At 61.3% G+C, this 16,194-nt stretch carries 18 protein-coding genes and 1 other RNA gene; 11 read left to right on the forward strand and 8 right to left on the reverse strand.

Annotated features, from left to right (window positions below; genetic code table 11):
- The first annotated feature begins 106 nt into the window (after nucleotides 1-106).
- On the forward strand, nucleotides 107-862 hold the full coding sequence (locus FFM81_RS20425; protein WP_138386102.1) for a 3-deoxy-manno-octulosonate cytidylyltransferase: 756 nt from the start codon (nucleotides 107-109) through the stop codon (nucleotides 860-862).
- Nucleotides 863-872: 10 nt separating this feature from the next.
- A complete protein-coding gene (locus tag FFM81_RS20430; RefSeq protein WP_003571201.1) occupies nucleotides 873-1,727 on the forward strand; it encodes a prephenate dehydratase in 855 nt (284 codons plus the stop codon).
- A 19-nt stretch (nucleotides 1,728-1,746) separates the two neighbouring features.
- Here the strand turns inward: FFM81_RS20430 and FFM81_RS20435 are convergent, their stop codons facing one another.
- The 5 genes from FFM81_RS20435 to FFM81_RS20455 form a co-directional block, all read right to left on the reverse strand.
- Entirely contained in the window at nucleotides 1,747-2,115 is a 369-nt protein-coding gene (locus FFM81_RS20435; RefSeq protein ID WP_003571202.1) for a VOC family protein, read from the reverse strand.
- A gap of 138 nt (nucleotides 2,116-2,253) precedes the next feature.
- Nucleotides 2,254-2,514: a hypothetical protein gene (locus FFM81_RS20440; RefSeq protein WP_003571203.1), complete on the reverse strand. Its 261-nt coding sequence runs from the start codon at nucleotides 2,512-2,514 to the stop codon at nucleotides 2,254-2,256.
- A 142-nt stretch (nucleotides 2,515-2,656) separates the two neighbouring features.
- Complete coding sequence (locus tag FFM81_RS20445) at nucleotides 2,657-3,352, reverse strand: helix-turn-helix transcriptional regulator (RefSeq protein ID WP_003571204.1); 696 nt, start codon at nucleotides 3,350-3,352, stop codon at nucleotides 2,657-2,659.
- A gap of 4 nt (nucleotides 3,353-3,356) precedes the next feature.
- Nucleotides 3,357-4,316, reverse strand: a complete 960-nt coding sequence (gene nudC, locus FFM81_RS20450; protein WP_003571205.1) for an NAD(+) diphosphatase — start codon at nucleotides 4,314-4,316, stop codon at nucleotides 3,357-3,359.
- Entirely contained in the window at nucleotides 4,313-4,723 is a 411-nt protein-coding gene (locus FFM81_RS20455; RefSeq protein ID WP_003571206.1) for an HIT domain-containing protein, read from the reverse strand. The genes nudC and FFM81_RS20455 overlap by 4 nt, the downstream gene beginning before the upstream one ends.
- A gap of 89 nt (nucleotides 4,724-4,812) precedes the next feature.
- Between FFM81_RS20455 and ffs the strand changes: the two genes are divergently transcribed.
- The 4 genes from ffs (at nucleotide 4,813) to FFM81_RS20475 (ending at nucleotide 8,009) form a co-directional block, all read left to right on the forward strand.
- Nucleotides 4,813-4,909, forward strand: an RNA gene (gene ffs / locus FFM81_RS20460) — signal recognition particle sRNA small type.
- Nucleotides 4,910-4,955: 46 nt separating this feature from the next.
- Nucleotides 4,956-6,833 carry a DNA polymerase III subunit gamma/tau gene (locus tag FFM81_RS20465; protein ID WP_003571207.1) on the forward strand — a complete coding sequence of 626 codons (1,878 nt, stop codon included), beginning with the start codon at nucleotides 4,956-4,958 and terminating at the stop codon, nucleotides 6,831-6,833.
- 20 nt (nucleotides 6,834-6,853) lie between these two features.
- Nucleotides 6,854-7,177: a YbaB/EbfC family nucleoid-associated protein gene (locus FFM81_RS20470; protein WP_003571208.1), complete on the forward strand. Its 324-nt coding sequence runs from the start codon at nucleotides 6,854-6,856 to the stop codon at nucleotides 7,175-7,177.
- Between the two features lie 256 nt (nucleotides 7,178-7,433).
- Nucleotides 7,434-8,009 (forward strand): hypothetical protein, encoded by a 576-nt coding sequence (locus tag FFM81_RS20475; protein WP_003571209.1) that lies wholly within the window; start codon nucleotides 7,434-7,436, stop codon nucleotides 8,007-8,009.
- A gap of 50 nt (nucleotides 8,010-8,059) precedes the next feature.
- Here FFM81_RS20475 and FFM81_RS20480 read toward each other — a convergent pair whose 3' ends face one another.
- Nucleotides 8,060-8,677 carry an MOSC domain-containing protein gene (locus tag FFM81_RS20480; protein ID WP_003571211.1) on the reverse strand — a complete coding sequence of 206 codons (618 nt, stop codon included), beginning with the start codon at nucleotides 8,675-8,677 and terminating at the stop codon, nucleotides 8,060-8,062.
- A gap of 57 nt (nucleotides 8,678-8,734) precedes the next feature.
- Between FFM81_RS20480 and recR the strand changes: the two genes are divergently transcribed.
- Together recR and FFM81_RS20490 are read left to right on the forward strand one after the other, a co-directional pair.
- Nucleotides 8,735-9,340, forward strand: a complete 606-nt coding sequence (gene recR, locus FFM81_RS20485; RefSeq protein WP_003571213.1) for a recombination mediator RecR — start codon at nucleotides 8,735-8,737, stop codon at nucleotides 9,338-9,340.
- 242 nt (nucleotides 9,341-9,582) lie between these two features.
- Nucleotides 9,583-10,854, forward strand: a complete 1,272-nt coding sequence (locus FFM81_RS20490; RefSeq protein ID WP_025417462.1) for a lytic murein transglycosylase — start codon at nucleotides 9,583-9,585, stop codon at nucleotides 10,852-10,854.
- A gap of 6 nt (nucleotides 10,855-10,860) precedes the next feature.
- Here the strand turns inward: FFM81_RS20490 and FFM81_RS20495 are convergent, their stop codons facing one another.
- Nucleotides 10,861-11,316 carry a GNAT family N-acetyltransferase gene (locus FFM81_RS20495; RefSeq protein WP_128398455.1) on the reverse strand — a complete coding sequence of 152 codons (456 nt, stop codon included), beginning with the start codon at nucleotides 11,314-11,316 and terminating at the stop codon, nucleotides 10,861-10,863.
- A gap of 22 nt (nucleotides 11,317-11,338) precedes the next feature.
- Nucleotides 11,339-13,018 carry an MFS transporter gene (locus tag FFM81_RS20500; protein WP_025417460.1) on the reverse strand — a complete coding sequence of 560 codons (1,680 nt, stop codon included), beginning with the start codon at nucleotides 13,016-13,018 and terminating at the stop codon, nucleotides 11,339-11,341.
- A gap of 197 nt (nucleotides 13,019-13,215) precedes the next feature.
- On the opposite strand from FFM81_RS20500, the gene rimP reads away from it, so the two are divergent.
- The 3 genes from rimP to FFM81_RS20515 are packed head-to-tail and all read left to right on the forward strand — an operon-like array spanning nucleotide 13,216 to nucleotide 16,177.
- Nucleotides 13,216-13,821 carry a ribosome maturation factor RimP gene (rimP, locus tag FFM81_RS20505; protein WP_003571222.1) on the forward strand — a complete coding sequence of 202 codons (606 nt, stop codon included), beginning with the start codon at nucleotides 13,216-13,218 and terminating at the stop codon, nucleotides 13,819-13,821.
- Nucleotides 13,822-13,880: 59 nt separating this feature from the next.
- Entirely contained in the window at nucleotides 13,881-15,485 is a 1,605-nt protein-coding gene (nusA, locus tag FFM81_RS20510) for a transcription termination factor NusA (protein ID WP_003571224.1), read from the forward strand.
- Nucleotides 15,482-16,177 carry an RNA-binding protein gene (locus tag FFM81_RS20515; protein ID WP_003571226.1) on the forward strand — a complete coding sequence of 232 codons (696 nt, stop codon included), beginning with the start codon at nucleotides 15,482-15,484 and terminating at the stop codon, nucleotides 16,175-16,177. The genes nusA and FFM81_RS20515 overlap by 4 nt, the downstream gene beginning before the upstream one ends.
- Nucleotides 16,178-16,194 lie beyond the last annotated feature (17 nt).

Below are 16,194 nucleotides of genomic sequence, written 5' to 3' on the forward strand. Positions count from 1 at the left end.
AAATCGCGCGGAACCTATGTCTTTTGGCTGATCGTTGCAACTGTCTAAATGGTCTTGAGCGTGAGACTTTTTGACACTTTTCAGCCCGGAATAGAAGGCCCGACCCATGAGTGATTCAAATTTAGACGGCGTGCTCGTATTGATCCCGGCGCGGATGGCCTCCACCCGGCTGCCGGGCAAGCCGCTCGCCGATATTTGCGGGCTGCCGATGATCGTCCAGGTGGCGTTGCGCGCCAAAGAGGCAGCCATCGGCCGCGTCGTCGTCGCCGTCGACGACGACCGGGTGTTCGATGCGGTTTCTGCCGCCGGCTTTGAAGTCGTCATGACCAGCAGCGATCATCAATCGGGTTCCGATCGGATCTTCGAAGCGCTGACCAAGGTCGATCCGGACGGGAAGGCGAAATTCATCGTCAACGTCCAGGGCGATCTGCCAACGATCGATCCGGAAACCGTGCGCGCGGCTTTGCGCCCTCTGGAGAACGAGGCGGTCGATATCGGCACGCTGACAACCGAAATCGACAATGAGGCAGACAAAACAGCGCCGCACATCGTCAAGGTCGTCGGTTCGCACGTTTCCGACACCCGACTGCGCGGGCTCTATTTCACCCGTGCCACCGCGCCTTACGGCAAGGGTCCGCTCTACCATCATATCGGCCTTTACGCCTATCGGCGCGCCGCGCTCGAACGGTTCGTCTCGCTCGGGCCATCGACGCTCGAAAGGCGCGAATCGCTGGAGCAGCTGAGGGCACTGGAGGCCGGCATGCGCATCGACGCCGAGATCGTTGACACGGTTCCGCTCGGTGTCGATACTCCCGCCGATCTCGAAATAGCGCGGCGCATCCTCTCCGCAAAGTCGAACTGACGGAACCATCATGAACATCAAGACCAACAGGATCGCCTTTCAGGGCGAATTCGGCGCCAATTCCGACATGGCCAGCCGGGACATGTTCCCGACCATGGAGCCGCTGCCCTGCCAGACTTTCGAGGATGCATTCACGGCGGTCGACAACGGCGACGCCGATATCGCGATGATCCCGATCGAGAATACGATCGCCGGGCGCGTCGCCGATATCCACCATCTGCTGCCGGAATCGCGTCTCCACATCATCGGCGAGTATTTCATGCCGATCCGCTTCCAGCTGATGGTTCTGCCGGGGGTGACCAAGGACGAAATCCGCACGGTGCACAGCCATATCCACGCGCTCGGCCAGTGCCGCAAGATCGTTCGCGCCAATGGTTGGAAGCCTGTGATTGCCGGCGATACGGCAGGCGCGGCCAAGCTCGTGAAGGAAACCGGCGACCGCTCGATGGCCGCCTTGGCGCCACGCCTTGCCGCCGATCTCTACGGGCTCGAGATCATCGCCGAAAATGTCGAGGATACCGAAAACAACGTCACCCGTTTCGTCATCCTCTCCCGCGACGAGGAATGGGCGCAACGCAATTCGGCTGAGGAAAAAGTCGTTACCACCTTCGTCTTCAACGTCCGCAACATTCCGGCCGCGCTCTACAAGGCGCTCGGCGGCTTTGCCACCAACAACATCAACATGACGAAGCTGGAAAGCTACCAGCTCGGCGGAAAATTCGTGGCGACGCAGTTCTATGCCGATATCGAAGGCCATCCGAACGATCCGAATGTGCGCCGGGCATTGGAGGAACTACGGTTCTTCTCGGAGAAAGTCCGCATCCTCGGCGTCTACAAAGGGCATGCGATGCGAGGCCTGCTATAACAGGCCTCGCCCTCCGGCATTATTTGTCCGGTTCACAAACCCGCAGGCGATGGCCGTCCGGATCGAGCACGACGAAGGTCGGGCCGAAGTCCAGTTCGGTCAGCTCCTGGGCGATCGGCAGGCCGCGGCCGCGCCAATCGTCATAGTGCCGTGCGACGGCATTTTCACCGGCGACCATGAAGGCCACTTCGCCGCGGTTGCCGATGGCGGAAGGCTGCGGCTCGACCTTGCTGCGCCGCCAGAGGCCGAGGGTGAAGCCGCCCTCGAGTGGGAAGGCGACGAAATTCGGCGCCTCCACGGCCGGCTCGCGATTTAGCAGGTTCCGATAGAAGCTGGCGCTTTCTGCCGGGTCCTTGACGTAGAGAATTATCAGATTGGGGCTGGTCATTTCGGCTCTCCCTTTTGCTGTCAATGAAGCCGGGACGAGTGATCATCTGCTGCCAATTCATGGCAGCAGGATGCAGCGGGCGTTGCCAAAGCAACGCCCCTGTTTCGTCTGGCGGAATGTCGATGGTGATGAAGTGGATTAGAGTGGGAAACGGTCTTCGCGGCGCGGGCCGCGCCCATCCATGAAGCCGAGGTCGCGCTTCCGGCAATCTGGTGCCGCCTCGATATCGAGGCTGGTGTGGTTTGCACTGCGAATCCGAAAGACGCCCATGACCCGGCGCAGAAGACCGCGGTGCCCGGACTGCCCGACATCGGCAAAAGTTTCGGCCGAAATTACATCGGCAAAGGTGTCAACTGCAAAACGGTCGCTGTCTTGATGGAAGACTAGAGACGTTGCCATGATCAGTACTCCTTTCCCAGCGCATCGGCACGATGCGCGAAACTTAGTGCTACAGCGTCCTTTACGCGTCCAAAGACGCGCGGCGCTGTAGTGGATTGGTACTGATAATAACCCCACCTGCTGACAATTTATGGCAGCAGCATTAGCTCTCGACGGGCACGTCCTGCGTTTCGCGCCATTCCTTGAGGAGCACGGTGCGGCGGCGCGGATAACGCACTTCGTGCAGCGCCATGTCGATGATGCGGTCGGTGCGGAAATGGCGGAAATCCTGGCGCAGTTCGCACCAGGCCATGACGACCCGCACATGTTCGAAATAACCGAGCGCGAAAGGCCAGACGCGGCGGCGCGAGATCCGGCCCTGCTCGTCGCCGTAGTGCAGTTCGAGGATACGCTCGAGGCGGATCGCCCTGCGGATGGCCGAGACATCTGCGCTGTCCTCGTCCCGGCGTTTGGGGCCGACGAAGAGGGCGGCTGAATCGATCATCTCGCGCATATCGGCCGGCAGCACGGCGGCAATCTTGGCCAGCGCATCGGCGCCGGCGCCGGCAAGACGCGGTTCGGCGGCGCGGGCGACCCAGCGCGAGCCGAGCACCAGTGCCTCCAGTTCCTCTTCGGAAAACATCATCGGCGGCAGCATGAAGCCCGGCTTCAACACGTAGCCGATGCCGGCTTCGCCCTCGATCATCGCCCCCTGGGCCTGCAGGCTGGCAATATCGCGATAGAGCGTGCGCAGGCTGACGCCGGTTTCCTCTGCAAGCACGATGCCTGTCACCGGGCGCCGGTAGCGCCGGAGCGTCTGGAGCAGCGTCAGCAGCCGTTCCGAGCGCGCGACCGGCATGGCGTTACCGCTTCCACTCCACCCAGTCGCGCATCAGGCGGTGGGCGATCGCCCCTTTCGGCGGCGAGGCCTTGCCTGTCGCGCTCGGGCGTTCCAGCATTTCGATGGTTTCCTCGCGGGTGAACCAGCGGCAATCCTCCAACTCGGTCTCGTCGCGGGTAATTTCGGTGGATTTGGCCTCGGCATAACAGCCGATCATCAGCGAATGCGGCATCGGCCAGGGCTGTGAGGCGTGATAGCGGATGCGGCCGGTGCGGATGCCGGATTCCTCCAGCGTTTCGCGGCGCACGGCATTCTCGATGGTCTCGCCGGGTTCGACGAAGCCGGCAAGGCAGGAATACATGCCGGGCGCGAAATGCGGGCTGCGGCCGAGGAGGCAGAGGTCGCGCTGTTCATCGATCGTCAACATAATGACAACCGGATCGGTGCGGGGAAAGATCATGTGTTCGCAGGCGGTGCAGACACGTTTGTAGCCGCCGATGTGGATCTCCATCGCTGAGCCGCAGCGGCCGCAGAAGCGGTTGTCGCCATTCCAGCGAATGAGGCTTGCGGCCTGGGCGAATTCGCCGAGCAGCACCTCGTCGATCAGCATTTCACGAAACAGCGTACGACCGTCAGCGGGCTTGTAGTGGCTGGTCAGATCATCGACGTCGATGGCGACGGGAACGGCAAGGCGCGGTTCGCCTGATTTGCGGTAGCCGAGAAGCACGGTCTCGTCCCAATCCGGCTGCAACTCCTTGAGTTCGTAGCGGGCAAAAAGCGGATCGAGCACCTGGCCGTCATGCTTCAACACCAGCTTGTCTCTGGCGAAGGCGAAGATATGGGTGCCTTCCCTCGCCAGCGCCTTTTCGACGGAGTGTTCGTCGCGATGCTCGGAATCGCGATTGAGATCGTTGGCGGCAAAGGCCGTGAGATTGCTGGGTTCGGGATGCGGCACGTCCGAATCGAAAAGCGAATGACTCATGATGAAAGGGCTTCCCGCAGCTTCGCTATGAATTCGTCTCTCTTTCCGTCTTCGTATGGCTCCGCGCGCCCGAAGCCCCAGACGGGACCCGGCCAGTTGGCATCGCCTTCGAAGCGGGCAATGACATGAACATGAAGCTGGCGGACGATATTGCCAAGAGCCCCGATATTGATTTTTGTCGCGTCGGTGATCTTCTTCAATGCATTGGCGACGAGCTCCGTCTCGAAGGCAAGCAGCACCTGGTCGAGCGGCGTCAGCTCGAAGATTTCGGTAATTTCAGCCCGGCGCGGCACGAGAATGAGCCAGGGCCAGCGGGCATCCTTCGACAATCTCAGATCGCAGAGACCGGTGACCATGATGCTGGTGCTGTCGTTTTCCAGCCGGGGATCGAGCGCGAAACCTTTCAAAGGGCATTCCTCCTGTCTTTTCCTACGACTAGCAGTTTTTTTGGATGTTGGCTTGCTTTTGATGACGATATTGCCGATATGTGCATTCGGGAGGTTGGTGGTGGACGAGCCACTCGCCAACCGGGTCAGGTCCGGAAGGAAGCAGCCCTAACGAGCCCGGCACGGGTCATCGTGCCAGCCTCCCACCTTCTCTCCACGAAATGCCCGACGATCCCGGGCGACAAGCAGGGCGATGAGCGACACCGAGCGACAGTCAAAAGATGCCGCCTCGACGGGCACCGGATACCGGGTGCTGGCTCGCAAATACCGCCCCAAGGATTTCACGGACCTGATGGTCGGCCAGGAGCCGATGGTCCGCACCCTCACCAATGCCTTCGAGACCGGCCGCATCGCCCAGGCCTATATGCTGACCGGCGTACGCGGCGTCGGCAAGACGACGACGGCGCGCATCCTGGCGCGGGCACTTAACTACAAGACATCAGATATCGACAAGCCGACGATCGATCTGCGCGTGCCCGGCGAGCACTGCCAGGCGATCATGGAAGGCCGCCATGTCGACGTGATCGAGATGGATGCCGCCTCCCATACCGGCATCGACGATATAAGAGAGATCATCGAGCAGGTGCGCTACCGCCCGGTTTCGGCGCGCTACAAGGTCTATATCATCGACGAAGTGCACATGCTGTCGACGCAGGCCTTCAACGGCCTGCTGAAGACGCTGGAAGAGCCGCCGGAGCATGTGAAGTTCATCTTCGCCACCACCGAAATTCGCAAGGTGCCGATCACCGTGCTGTCGCGCTGCCAGCGCTTCGATCTGCGCCGCATCAGCGCGTCGGATCTCGTCGGGCTGTTTTCGACGATCGCCGCCAAGGAAGGCATCGAGGCGGAAGGCGACGCGCTGGCGATGATCGCGCGCGCCGCCGAAGGATCGGCACGCGACGGCCTGTCGCTGCTCGACCAGGCGATCGCCCATGGCGCAGGCGCCGTGCAGGCTGAGGCCGTGCGAGGCATGCTCGGCCTGGCCGACCGCGCCCGGATCGTCGATCTCTTCCAGCATGTCATCAAGGGCGATGTCGCCGCTGCCCTCGGCGAATTCCAGAACCAGTACGAGGCCGGCGCCAATCCGGTGGTGGTGCTGACCGATCTCGCCGATTTCACCCATCTGGTGACACGGCTGAAATATGTGCCGGATGCGGCAAGCGACCCTTCGCTCAGCGAAGTCGAGCGCACCAAGGCGGCGGAATTCGCCAAGGGCGTCGCGGTCACGACGCTGTCGCGCATCTGGCAGATGCTGCTGAAGGGCATTCCGGAAACGGAAGGCTCGTCGCGGACGGCGGGTGCTGCCGAAATGGTGCTGATCCGGCTTGCGCATGCGGCGCATCTGCCGGCGCCTGAGGACGCGGCACGGCGGCTTGCCGAATTTTCCGGCGACAATGCCGGCTCGCGGCCCTCCTCGCCGCCTTCCGGCAATGGCGGCGGCGGCACGCGTGTTCCCTATCAAAGCAGTGTCGCGGCGCGCGCGCCTGAAATCGCGACGAGCAAGCCGCAGCCTTCGGCGCCCGTAACGATGCTGCGCGCCGTGCCGAGCAGCCAGCCCGAGACGATGCCTGTCGGGCGGATCGAGACGAAGCCGGCCGAAGCACCGAAGCCGCTCGTATCGGTCAATTCGATCGGCGATATCGTCGATCTTGCCGCCGAGAAGCGGGACGTCAAGCTGAAGGCGCTGGTGCGCAACTTCGTGCGGCCCGTGCGCATCGAACCCGGCCGGCTTGATGTGAACCTCACCGAGGGCGCGCCAGGCACGCTGCTGAATGAACTTGCCGTCAAGCTCAAGGAATGGACGGGCATCCACTGGATCGTCAGCACCAGCCGCGAGGAAGGCCGGCCGACGATGGTGGAGGCGGAAACCAAGGCTCAGCAACAGCGCGTCAGCGATGCACGCCAGGACCCTGATGTCGCGGCGATCCTTGCGCAATTTCCAGGCGCCAAGATCATTGACGTGCGCGTCAGGGCGCCGACGCCGGAGGAGGAAGCGGAAGAGGCGACACCGCCAGCCGCCGCCGAATCGGAAGACGGTGATATCCTGCCCGGCGACGACCTAGAATTCTGATTTCAACAAGGAGCGAGACGATGCGCGACATCATGGGCATGATGGGCAAAGTCAAGGAAATGCAGGCCAAGATGGAGCAGATGCAGGCGGAGATCGCCGAGCTCACGGCCGAAGGCAAAGCCGGCGGCGGCCTCGTTACCGTCATCATCTCCGGCAAAGGCGAGTTGAAGAGCCTGAAGATCGACCCGTCGCTGTTCAAGGAAGACGATGTCGAGATCCTCGAGGACCTGATCGTCGCCGCCCACAAGGACGCCAAGGACAAGGCCGAGGCGCTTGCTGCCGAAAAGACCAAGGCGCTGACCGCCGGCCTGCCGATCCCGCCGGGCTTCAAGCTGCCGTTCTGATAGCTGGCAATTCGGTCTTAGACTTTCCGCTTTCTTCGAATTGCGGAGATATTCCAAAGCGTGTCGCATCAAATTTGATTATGCGATGCGCTTTATTTGTTTTGATGCATGTCGTTATGGCGGAGCCTTTGCTTACTAGGTGACACGAATTAACTATTTGTTTTCAAGTAATTCCCGACACAAACCATGCCATAGCTTTGCTGGAATTGCTCTCATATTTTCAGCAAGTAGTTTCACAGGTCTCATAGGATTTTTCATGAAGATCTCCGGCCTTTTTCGCCATTGCGTCGCCGCTATTCTGGTCTTGCCGACAGTTGTCAATGCAGGCCAATGCGACCGCAGCAAGCGCGTTTATGTCTTTGATCAGCCTAATCCGGGCGACCCGGACGACGACACCAAAATCTTCTATAAGGTGCGCGCTGGAGAACACCCATTCTATGCGGAACCGATAAGGTTTGAAACTTGGCGAAAATCCAAACTGGTTTGGTCTGTCGACGGCGTTGTAATATGCAGCGATGTTATACCGCTATGCAGCCTAGACTTGGAGTCTTCAAAAGAAAATAGTGATAAAACCGTAGCTTACGAATGCTTTAAGGAAATCAATGATCCGGCGGCAGCCAATCAACCGGTGCCGTTCCCGATCCCCGTCACTGAAATTTTCTCCGTCAATCAAACGCCTTACATCGCCTTCGGCAATTTGACCGCTTTGTCCATCGTCTGCAGCAAGCACATGGGCGTCCATATTAAACGGAAGGAATTGCTAACCGAGGACGAACGCAAAAATGGATTTATGTTGCCTTCTTTTGTCCGGCTAGATTCATGCCAGAAGTAGATCGCCGTCCGCCAGTACCGATGCGGTCGTCATTGTCGCTGCCACCGCCCTTATGTTTCGGCTTCCAACATCGCTCGCAGTTTATGGTGGATCGGTGACGCGAGATATCGCGCCTGGTCGGGCTCTGAAAGCCGCGCGCCGACAGTTCTCATCAGTTCCGGCATTGAGATTTTCTCTCCAACAAACGCCTGATGCTCCACCGGCATTCCGGCCTCGGCCACACCCGCTTTGATCACCCGGCAATAGATGCCGGGGCGAGCGGCGACGGCGTAGCGTTTGGCGAATTTCGGGTCGTTCATCTTGGCGGCGAAGGTGGCGCAGGGGATACGGCACGATGTGACTTCGAGGATGAGATCGCCTGATATGAACCGGTCGCCGACGGAGATGTTGCGATTGTCGATGCCCGAGATGACCATGTTTTCGCCGAAGGTGCCGGGCTCATACGGCCGGCCGAGTTCCCTGCTCCACCAGTCGAGCGTCAGCGATCCCTCGATATAGACTGCCTGATCGACGCCGCCATGATGTTTGCGGTTGCAGATCGCGTCGCCAACCAGCCCCTCGGCATCGATCATCACCGCGCCATTAATGGCACGTTTGAAGATGCCGGTCTTATAGCTCTTGCCGGCCAGCCTTTCCGGGATGCCCATACAAAGAGCCAGGATTTTCATGGGATGGCCGATCCTTCCGCGATTCCGTTTTCGTTCCATATCAGTTAAGAACGGCGCATGGCAAAACGAGTCACCGGCCCCGAAATCGAAAAACTCATCCAGCTTCTGGCGAAGGTGCCGGGCCTCGGGCCGCGCTCGGCGCGCCGGGCGGCACTGCATCTGATCAAGAAGAAAGACCAGTTGCTGGGGCCGCTGTCGAATGCGATGGGCGAGGCCTATGACAAGGTGAAGATCTGCTCGCGCTGCGGCAATGTCGATACGGTCGACCCCTGCACCGTCTGCACCGACACCCAGCGCGACCAATCCATCATCATCGTCGTCGAGGACGTCTCGGACCTCTGGGCGCTGGAGCGGGCGGGCGCCATGAACGCCGCCTATCACGTGCTCGGCGGCACGCTGTCGCCGCTCGACGGGATCGGGCCTGACGATCTCAATATTCGCGGGCTGATCGACCGGATCGGCGAAGGCGGCATCCGGGAACTGATCATCGCGGTCAATGCCACCGTCGAGGGTCAGACGACGGCGCATTACATTACTGATCAGTTGCAGGGGCTCGACGTGAAGATCACCCGGCTGGCGCATGGTGTGCCGGTTGGCGGCGAACTCGACTATCTCGACGAGGGCACACTTGCCGCGGCATTGCGGGCGCGGACGGTGATATGAAGGGTTTTCATATGTGGCACCACACCCCCCTCTGCCCTGCCGGGCGTTCGGCACTCCGATCGATCCACTGGATCGATCGCTCCGGCTTTGCCGGCACGCGCCTCACCCCCCACAAGGGTGGAGATCGGCAAGAGGTGCAGGCCTCGCAAGATTTTGATCGTGCGCCAGGCGGCTTCGACCATCTCAGACGCTTCATTTGGGCAAGGCGGCGCCCCCAGCCGATCTCCCCCCTTGTGGGGGAGATGTCCGGCAGGACAGAGGGGGGTGTTCCACGACGGCTGCGGATATTCGCATTCGCGGCAATCACTGCCCTCCTCCCCCTCCCCTCATACGCAGCCCCATCGAAAGCCGATGTCGAGGCGCAGTTCGAAAGCTGGGTGCAGAAGGACCTTTGGCCCGAAGCAAAGGCGGGCGGTATTTCCGAAAAAACCTTCCAGGCCGCATTCTCCGGCGTCACGCTGAACTGGAACCTGCCCGATCTCGCCCCGCCCGGCTTCCCGCCGCCGAAGGAGCAGAAGCAGACGCAGGCAGAATTTTCCTCGCCCGGTCCCTATTTCAACGAGGACCAGCTGAAGCGGCTTGCCGCAACGGGGCGTGGTTTTGCCGCGCAATATGGCTCGACGCTGAAACGGATCGAAAAGACCTATGGCGTGCCGGGCTCGATCGTGCTGGCCATCTGGGGTCGTGAGACCGGCTTCGGTGCCGCGAAGATCCCGAATTCGGCGGTCGAGGTGCTGGCGACCAAGGCGTTCATGTCGACGCGCAAGGAGATGTTCCGCACCGAACTGGTGGCGGCCCTGCATATTCTCGACGGCGGCGATGTGACGCCCGCCGAATTCAAGGGCTCTTGGGCCGGCGCGCTCGGCCAGCCGCAATTCATGCCGACGAGTTATCTGAAATATGCCGTCGATTTCGACGGCGACGGCCACCGCAATATCTGGACCTCGGTGCCGGATACGCTCGCCTCGATCGCCAATTATCTGGTCAAGAAAGGCTGGCAGCGCGATCGCGACTGGGGCTTCGAGGTGTCGATACCTCAGGCGGTCTCCTGCGCCCAGGAGGGACCCGATCTGGCGAAACCGCTTTCGCATTGGGCCTCGCTCGGCATCGAGCGCATCTCCGGCAAGGACTTTCCGTCAGCAGAGATGAAGGCTCAAGGCATGATACTGGTTCCGGCCGGCCGCGACGGGCCGGAATTCATCGTCACCCCGAATTTTTACACTATCAAGGAATACAATAATTCCGACCTCTACGCGCTCTATATCGGCAATCTCGCCGACCGCATCGGCTCGAACGGCGGCGCCTTTACGGGCCGATGGGGCGATGTCGGCAAAATGCTGCGCTCGGATGTCGCCGCCATGCAGAAGGCACTGGAACGGCAGGGCTACGATGTCGGCGGCTCCGACGGATTGCCCGGCTACAAGACGCGGCGTTCGATCGGCCAGTGGCAGGCCAAGAACGGCATGAAGCCGACCTGTTTTCCCGAAGCGACGATGAAGGGCAAGCTGAAGTAGGCGGCTTCAGAGTGCGCGCTTCATCCCCTCGTGGCTCGCCACGAAACCGAGCTTCTCATAGAAGTGGATCGAGTCCTTCCGTGTCTTGTCCGTTGTCAGCTGCACGAGGCCGCAGCCGCGCGCGGCGCATTGGGCGACCGCCCATTCGATAAACTGGGAGCCGAGGCCCGAGCCGCGAACATCTCCAGCGACACGCACGCTTTCGATCTGGCCGCGCCACATGCCCGTTCTCGACAGACCGGGCAGAAAACTCAGCTGCAGACAGCCGACGACCCGATCGGAAGCGTCGCTTGCGACGGCCAGCAGCTGATTGGCGTCCGCCTCGATCGCAGTGAAGGCCGAGAGATAACGCGCATCGACGAGGTCTGAAACGATCTCCCTGGTAACGCCGAGATCGTCGTCGGCGAGCAGCCGGACGATGGCGGCGAGATCGGATCGGCGGGCGCGCCTGAAGCGATAGATGGCTGATCTATGCATAGTCGTCTCAATGATGCAGATCGATCGGCGCCTTGTGAAAGACGTCGTCATCCGGCGGAATGGCCTGGCGCTCGATCATGCGATGGACATGCGGGGGACCCTCGCCGCGGTGCAGCGCGCGGAGCCTGTCGATGTTTTCGGCGTCGGCCTGCGTGCGGCGCTGATTGTGTCTGATATATTCGACCCAGGTCGGCGTATGATAGCTTTCCGTCCACAAGCCGGGGTTTTCGAGATCGCGCATCAACGCCCAGTGACGGGCGCCGTCCCGGATGCGGATGCGACGGCGCTCGACCATCAGCGCCATGAACTCGGCAAGGTCGGCATCGGCGATGTCGTAATCGACCTGTATGACAATCGGGCCGCTGCGCGGCGTGATGTCGAGGCTCAAGGCCGGCGCGGTGAAGCGGTTCAGCGGATCGAGGTTGAGCGAGGCAAAGGCCGGCATGGAAAAACGCAGGCCAATGGCGATGCCGAGCAGCATGACGACGGATGACATCAGCAGCGCATCGGCGACGCCATAACGATCGGCGGCAATACCCCACAACCAGCTGCCGCCGGCGATGCCGCCGAAGGTGACGGTCTGGTAGAGCGACAGCGCCCGGCCGACCACCCAGCGCGGCGTCGACAGCTGGACTATGGTGTTGAAGAGCGAAAGTGCCGAAACCCAGCAGGCGCCGGAGACGAGCAGCCCGGCAGAGGTGAGGACGGCGCTTGGGCTGAAGGCGGCGATGACGGCGCTCAGCGCAAAGCCGGTAAAGGATAGGCGGATGATCATCTCGCTTGAGAGCATCTGGCGCAGCCGCGCATTCAGCACGGCGCCGCCGATCGCGCCGATGCCGAAAGCACCGAGCATGAAACCATAGGTCAGCGGACCGCCACCGACGAGATCGAGCGCGACGACCGGCAGCAGCGCCAGGATGGAACTGGCGCCGATGCCGAAGAGCAGTCCCCTGACGAGAACCTTTTCGAGATTGGGCGACATCGAGACATACCGCAGGCCGGCGAAGATGGCGCTGCCCAGCGCTTCCCGCGGCAGCGTTGAGACGGGCGTGCTCGGGCGCCAGCGCATGAGGGCATAGATCAGGGCGAAGTAGCTCACGGTGTTTACCGCGAAAGCTGCTGCGGCACCTGCGGCTGCGACGATGACGCCGCCGATCGCCGGGCCGACGCTGCGGGTGATGTTGAAACCCATGCTGTTTAAGGTGACGGCGCCCGGCAGATCGGCGCGAGGCACCATGTCGCCGACCGAGGCCTGCCAGGAGGGATTGTTGAGCGCGGTGCCGCAGCCGATCAGGAAGGTGAAGAAGAGCAGCAGCCAGGGGGTGATCCAGCCGAGTAGGGCTGTGGCCGTCAGCAGGGCCGAGACGGTCAGCATCATGCATTGTGCCGTCAGCATGACCCGGCGGCGGTCATAATTGTCGGCCAAGGCGCCCGATATCAAGGAAAACAGCATGATCGGCAGCGCCGTCGAGGTCTGCACCAGCGCCACCATATCCTCCGAGGCGGTGATCGTCGTCATCATCCAGGCAGCACCGACCGCTTGGATCAGTCCGCCGAAATTCGATGACAGGCTGGCGAACCAGATGGTACGGTAAGTATCGTGCCGCAAAGGCGCCAAGGTCGACGAAGTGTAGGCCACGATTTCTCCCGCTTTTGTTATTGCGCCCGAACGGCAATATATGCGCAAGAGAGGCGCTGGCCATAGGCCCGCCGACGTCGCCCGGCGCGAATTGACCGAATCGGTCGCAGACCTTGCAATTTCGGAAAAACCCGACTATATGGCTCTCAAATTCTTGATCGCTTGATGAAGAGTGGGCCGCAAGGACCCGCTCTTTTTTATTAGCGCGATCGCTAAAAAGCATGAAATTGCGAGGAGCGCACCGCTTGTCGGACATGACAAACGCAGGCAACGAAGTTGAGCCGCGGCTGATTACCGAAACCGGGCTCGACCAGCGTCTTGCCGATATCATCGAACCCGTTCTCGTCGGCCTGGGCTTCCGGCTGATCCGCGTCCGTATGATGAACCAGAACGGCGCAACGATGCAGGTCATGGCCGAGCGCAACGACGGGACGATGACGGTTCAGGACTGCGAAGAAGTCTCGATGGCGATTTCTCCAGTCCTCGATGTGGAAGATCCGATCGATAAAGAGTATCATCTCGAAGTGTCTTCGCCCGGCATCGACCGTCCGATGGTTCGGAAATCCGATTTCGTCCGCTGGCAGGGCCACCTTGTGAAATGCGAGACGTCGATCCTGATCGACAATCGCAAGCGCTTCCGCGGCAAGATCGTCGAAGCAGGCGTAGATGGTTTCACGCTCGAGCGTGACCAGGTCGCTTACGGGGAAGAGCAAAAGGTCACCATTCCCTTCACGGCGCTTAGCGATGCGAAGCTCATTCTGACCGACGACCTGATCCGCGACGCGTTGCGCGCCGACAAGCTGGCGAAAGCCCAGGCCGCCAACCAGAACGAAGCGGACGACCAGGAATAACCGATCAACAGACCGCTCCAGGGACGGGAACCCCGGGGTTAAGACGGAGAAACAAGACAATGGCAGTCAGTGCGAACCGGCTCGAACTTCTGCAGATCGCAGATGCAGTGGCGCGCGAAAAGGTCATCGACCGCGAGATCGTGCTGGCCGCAATGGCCGACGCCATCCAGAAGGCGGCACGCTCCCGTTACGGCACCGAGTCCAACATCCGGGCCGACATCAATCCGAAGACCGGCGAAATCCGTCTGCAGCGCCTGCTCGAAGTCGTCGACAAGGCCGAGGATTATTCGACGCAGATCCCGCTGGAGCTGGCCCGCGACCGCAACCCGGACGCCGCACTCGGCGATTTCATCGCCGATCCGCTGCCGCCGATGGATTTCGGCCGCATTGCCGCACAGTCCGCCAAGCAGGTGATCGTGCAGAAGGTGCGTGAAGCCGAGCGCGACCGCCAGTTCGACGAATTCAAGGATCGCACCGGCGAAATCGTCAACGGCACCGTCAAGCGCGTCGAATACGGCAATGTCATCGTCGATCTCGGCCGTGGCGAAGGCATCATCCGCCGCGACGAAATGATCCCGCGCGAAAATGTGCGTTATGGCGATCGAGTCCGCGCCTACGTCTATGACGTCCGTCGCGAGCAGCGCGGCCCGCAGATCTTCCTGTCGCGCACGCATCCGCAGTTCATGGTGAAGCTGTTCACCATGGAAGTGCCTGAAATCTACGACGGCATCATCCAGGTGAAGTCGGTCGCCCGCGATCCGGGCTCGCGCGCCAAGATCGCCGTGATCTCGAACGATAGTTCGATTGATCCGGTCGGCGCCTGCGTCGGTATGCGCGGCTCACGCGTCCAGGCCGTCGTCGGCGAACTCCAGGGCGAGAAGATCGACATCATTCCGTGGAGCCAAGACCCGGCGACCTTCGTCGTCAACGCCCTGCAGCCGGCCGAAGTCGCCAAGGTCGTTCTCGACGAGGATGCCGAGCGTATCGAAGTCGTCGTTCCCGACGAGCAGCTGTCGCTGGCGATCGGCCGCCGCGGCCAGAACGTCCGCCTCGCCTCGCAGCTGACCGGCTGGGACATCGACATCATGACGGAGGCCGAGGAATCGGAACGCCGTCAGAAGGAATTCAACGAGCGCACCAACCTGTTCATGGATTCGCTCGATGTCGACGAAATGGTCGGCCAGGTTCTGGCCTCCGAAGGCTTTGCCGCCGTCGAAGAACTGGCCTATGTCGATCTCGACGAGATCTCCTCGATCGACGGTTTCGACGAAGAGACGGCGCAGGAAATCCAGCAACGCGCCCGCGAGTTCCTCGAGCGTCTCGAAGCCGAGATGGACGAGAAGCGCAAGGCGCTCGGTGTTCAGGATGAGCTACGCGAAATCGACGGCATGACCGCCCAGATGATGGTGGCGCTCGGCGAAGACGGCATCAAGACGATCGAGGACTTTGCCGGTTGCGCCGCCGACGATCTCGTCGGCTGGAGCGAACGCAAGAACGGCGAAACCAAGAAGTTCGAAGGCCTGTTCTCGAAGTTCGACGTCTCGCGCGTCGAGGCCGAACAGATGATCGTCCAGGCCCGCCTCTCGGCTGGCTGGATCACTGAAGAGGACCTGGCAAAGGGGACCGAAGAGGTCACTGAAGCCGAAGCCGAACAAGAAGCATGATGACCGCGCATGAGCCGGACGCTCTTCCTGATGAGGACGACGATCTTGCAGGTTATGACGTGAACGGACGCATGTGCATCGTGACGCGCGAAAGCGGATCGCCGGAAGAGCTGATCCGCTTCGTTGCCGCTCCCGATGGAACTATCGTCGCCGACCTGAAGCGTGAGCTTCCGGGACGCGGATGCTGGGTGAAGATCGACCGGTCGCTGGTCGACAGGGCAGTGGCGAAGAAACTCTTCGCCCGCGCGCTGAAAATGGATGTGAAGGCGGCGGACGATCTCGGCGCGAGCGTCGACCGGCTGCTTTCGGCACAATTGATGCAGATGATGAACATGGCGCGGAAAGCCGGCCAGTTCGTCAGCGGGTCCTCGAAAGTGGATGCCGCAGTCAGAAGCGGAGCAGCCATTGCGGTGTTCCATGCGACTGATGCAGCGGACGACGGTGTCCGGAAAATCGACCAGGCCCGCAAGGCCTGGCACCTCGGAATGGAGACCGAGGAGGAGATACCTTCCTTCCGTCTCTTCTCGGAGAGCGAAATGGAAGGCCTGATGGGCCAGAATGCTTTTATCCATGCCGCAGTGCTTGCAGGGCAGGCGGGTGAGGGTGTAGTGAAGCGCGCAAAGATGCTCGAACAGTACCGTATTGGCGGTCAGTCCCGGGCAGCGGGCGGCGCTGGCCGGCAAAAACAATGAGGTGGTCACCGGCATCG

Source organism: Rhizobium hidalgonense (assembly GCF_005862185.2).
GTDB classification, from domain to species: Bacteria; Pseudomonadota; Alphaproteobacteria; order Rhizobiales; family Rhizobiaceae; genus Rhizobium; species Rhizobium hidalgonense.